The sequence below is a fragment of the Nocardioides cremeus genome (assembly GCF_030518195.1).
Taxonomy (GTDB): Bacteria; Actinomycetota; Actinomycetes; order Propionibacteriales; family Nocardioidaceae; genus Nocardioides; species Nocardioides cremeus.
In genome coordinates this window covers 1-3066 of sequence record NZ_JAULSC010000051.1, presented here as the reverse complement: position 1 = coordinate 3066, position 3066 = coordinate 1, and the positions used below count along the sequence as shown (strand labels likewise).

The following is a 3066-nucleotide window of genomic DNA, read 5'->3' as shown; positions in this document are numbered from 1 at the left end:
GCGCGGCGAGGCAGACGACGTCGTGTCGGGCAGATCCCATGACCGTCAGTGGGCAGTTCTCATGTCCGCCAGCGGGCAGTTTCGTGGCCGTCTCCGGGCAGTTTCTCGTGGCCGCCGACAGTCAGCCACGCCCACTCCCCGAGTTCCACCGCGAATCAGCGAAATCACCGATCACGAATCCAACGTCGGTGGATCAGGGTTGAGCAGCGGGTGGGCGCACGCGCCTGCTGTTTTGCCGCAGATGCCCGGCGAGGGGGCGGCGGCCCCCCTCTGCGATTGAGGTGTGACAGCGAGGCGCGCGGATCGCGGCAGATGAGCGCGCGGATGCTCGCGCGTCAGTCCGATAGTGCGCTCCGCGCGGTCACGGTCGGACGAAGACGCCCATCCGTCCGGCGGGGCGGAAGCCGTTCCTTTCGTAGAAGGCTGACGCGTCGCTGTCGCGGGCGGTCAGGAGGTACCAGTGCCGAACGTCTCCGAGGTGTTCGGCGAGAGCATCCAGCAGTCGGGTGCCGTGGCCCCTGCGTTGCATGCTCGTGCGAACGCACATCTCCTTGAGGAGGAAGTGGTCGTCGGCTCCCGAACGTTCCAGATGACCGACCGCGAAGCCGAGCAGTTCTCCGTCGGAGTCCCGCGAACAGACACCGTGGGCGCGGGGAGTAGCGAGGAAGTCGCCGAGCCGCTGAGCAGCATCCTTCGCGTTCCACGACTCGTTCCAAGGCGGTGCATTGAAGGTGTCGACGTAGAGGGCGACACAAGCGCCAAGCGCTTCGCTCGTCAGAGTGGTGATCACGCTGAACCATGGCACGGTGCCCGGACGGACGCATCCGCTCATCGGCACGTTCGTGCCAGCAGCGGCAGAACCGGATGGCCGCCGGGCGTACGATACGCGCCGGATGTGTGCACCTGTAGACAAGCCGCATCGCGGGTTGAGGGGCATCATGTCGGCGGCATCCGGTAGACCTGCCACATGAGGGACACCAAAGCCCTGGTAGTCGACGTGGATGGCGTCGTGTCCCCTCTTCACGGGACGACGACCTGGGGAGATGACGTCGTCGCGGGTCGGCTGCTGGGTCCGGTGCTCGTCTCCGCGAGCCTGTGCGTGCGGCTCGATGCGCTTGCTCAGGTGCCGGGGGTGCGGTCCTGGTGGCTCACTGACTGGGACGCCGAGATGCGGTCCTCAATGCGTCCCTTCCCAGGCCGTGACTGGCCATCGATCGCCGGTCCGGAGGAGGGCCGCATTCGCGCCCACGAGCGCGCTGGGAAGGCGTGGGACCTCATGCCTTGGTGGAAGTGGTGGGCCCTTGACGCGTGGCTGGACGACAACTACGACGTCTCCACCATCGTCTGGTGCGATGACGACCTGGGCCGCAAACTCGATCAGGGGGAAGCCTCCGAGCACGCAGAGCAAACGAGAGGCGAGTTCTGTGCAACCCGACTGCAGGAACGGGGGATCAGGGCGCACCTCATCGCGCCCGACGCCGAGCGCGGGCTGACTCCGCACGAACTGGACGATATCGAACGGGCACTTCGTCGGTGACCCCTAACTCCGACGTTCAGTGCATCAGGTGCTCGCTACTGCAATTCGCGCGACTGCGCGGATCGCGGCAGATGAGCGCGCGCCGACGCGCACGCTACGCGGCAGATCCGGACGTCCTGTCTAAACCGCGTGAGAGGGTGCGCGAGTGCTGAACACAAGAGAGGCTTTGTCCACCTATTGGGGGCTGGAGTCCGCATCGGTGACACCGCTGAACGGTGGAATGAACTCGGAAACGTGGCTCGTCGTGCATGAGGGGTCGACCTTCGTGGCCAAGTCGGTTTCGCGCGACGGTCTCGCGGACCTGGTGGCGGGCGCTGAGGCGGCGACTGCCCTGGCCGAGGCTGGCTTCGTTACCGGCCGCCCGGTCCCAACTCGCAACGGGAGCATCGTGGAACTCACGGCGGGCTTGGCCCTACTTGAGCACGTACCAGGTCGGGAACTGGAAGGCGAGTCTGAGGACGAGCAGCGGTGGATCGCACGGACACTGGCGGGCGTGCACATGGCTAGCGACCCAGCCACTGGCCCGAGCACGAGCACGTTCGGAGTGGATTGGCTGTCGCCTGCGATGCCCGGCGTAGGTGATCATCGCTGGCTCCGCTCAGCGATTAGCGCAGTTCGCAGGGAGACCGACGGGCTGACGCTCACGTGGTCACTCCTGCACACCGACCCACTGCCTGGCGCGTTCATCCACGATGACCGCACGGGAGTAACGGGTCTGATCGACTGGGCGGGAGCCAGGCGCGGCCCGGTCCTGTACGACGTGGCATCAGCGGTGATGTACCTCGGCGGGCGCGAGCACGCCTCGCACTTCCTGTCCACCTACGAAACCGATGGGCCACTGACTACCAATGAGTTGGCACACCTCGACGCGTTCAGTCGGTTCCGTGAGGTCGTGCAAGGGGCCTACTTCGCAGAGCGGCTTGCTACCAACGACCTCACGGGCGGTATCGACCATGCTGAAAACGAGAAGGGGCTCAGCGACGCGCGTCGGCGCTTAGAGGCCCTTGGCACGTCTACCGCGTAAGGCTGATCGCCCGTCGCTGTCAGGGCCAGTACCAGGAGTCGACCGCACATCTCGGCACGACCGCGCGGATCGCGGCAGTTCCGAACCTTAGGTTGCGTCGGACATGATCGCCTCAGCCGCCTCTGCGACCGATGCAACGAGAAGGTCCGCATGGGCTCCGTCTTGGGTCGGCTCGGCTCCAGAGATCAGGGCGGTCCGAAGCCCGACGGCTGCACCGCCTACGACATCGAGTTCAAGGCTGTCGCCGATCATCCATCCGTCTAACGGGCATTCAAGACGCGCGGCAAGCGCATGGAAGATGCCCGGTAAGGGCTTACGAATGCCGACCTCCTCCGAGATCACCCAAGCATCGACGAGTGAATCGAGGCCGAGTTGGCGGATCTTTGAAGCGCCCCAGGTTTGATGCCGCTCCTGTTTGAGTCCAGGAGGATGAGCACCATGCCGAAGAAGATCGATCAGGAGCTGAAGGCCAGGGCTGTACGTCTGGTCAACGACCACCAGGGCG

General features: G+C 65.4%; 4 protein-coding genes. 2 read left to right on the top strand and 2 right to left on the bottom strand.

Annotated elements, in window-relative coordinates:
- Positions 1–361 precede the first annotated feature (361 nt).
- Positions 362–790 carry a GNAT family N-acetyltransferase gene (locus tag QWJ41_RS20645; protein WP_302710350.1) on the bottom strand — a complete coding sequence of 143 codons (429 nt, stop codon included), beginning with the start codon at positions 788–790 and terminating at the stop codon, positions 362–364.
- 177 nt (positions 791–967) lie between these two features.
- Here QWJ41_RS20645 and QWJ41_RS20640 point away from each other — a divergent pair, with 177 nt between their 5' ends.
- Both QWJ41_RS20640 and QWJ41_RS20635 read left to right on the top strand, forming a co-directional pair.
- The gene (locus tag QWJ41_RS20640; protein ID WP_302710348.1) at positions 968–1537 is read left to right on the top strand and encodes an HAD domain-containing protein; all 570 of its coding nucleotides are present in this window, start codon (positions 968–970) and stop codon (positions 1535–1537) included.
- A 145-nt stretch (positions 1538–1682) separates the two neighbouring features.
- On the top strand, positions 1683–2561 hold the full coding sequence (locus QWJ41_RS20635; RefSeq protein ID WP_302710347.1) for a phosphotransferase enzyme family protein: 879 nt from the start codon (positions 1683–1685) through the stop codon (positions 2559–2561).
- Between the two features lie 87 nt (positions 2562–2648).
- Here QWJ41_RS20635 and QWJ41_RS20630 read toward each other — a convergent pair.
- Positions 2649–3066, bottom strand: a 418-nt coding sequence (locus tag QWJ41_RS20630; protein WP_302710346.1) for an HAD family hydrolase, incomplete at its 5' end; no start/stop codon positions are given.

Bases quoted from the DNA above. Each gene is read 5' to 3' on its own strand.
- QWJ41_RS20640 (WP_302710348.1), top strand. From the start codon at position 968: ATGAGGGACACCAAAGCCCTGGTAGTCGACGTGGATGGCGTCGTGTCC.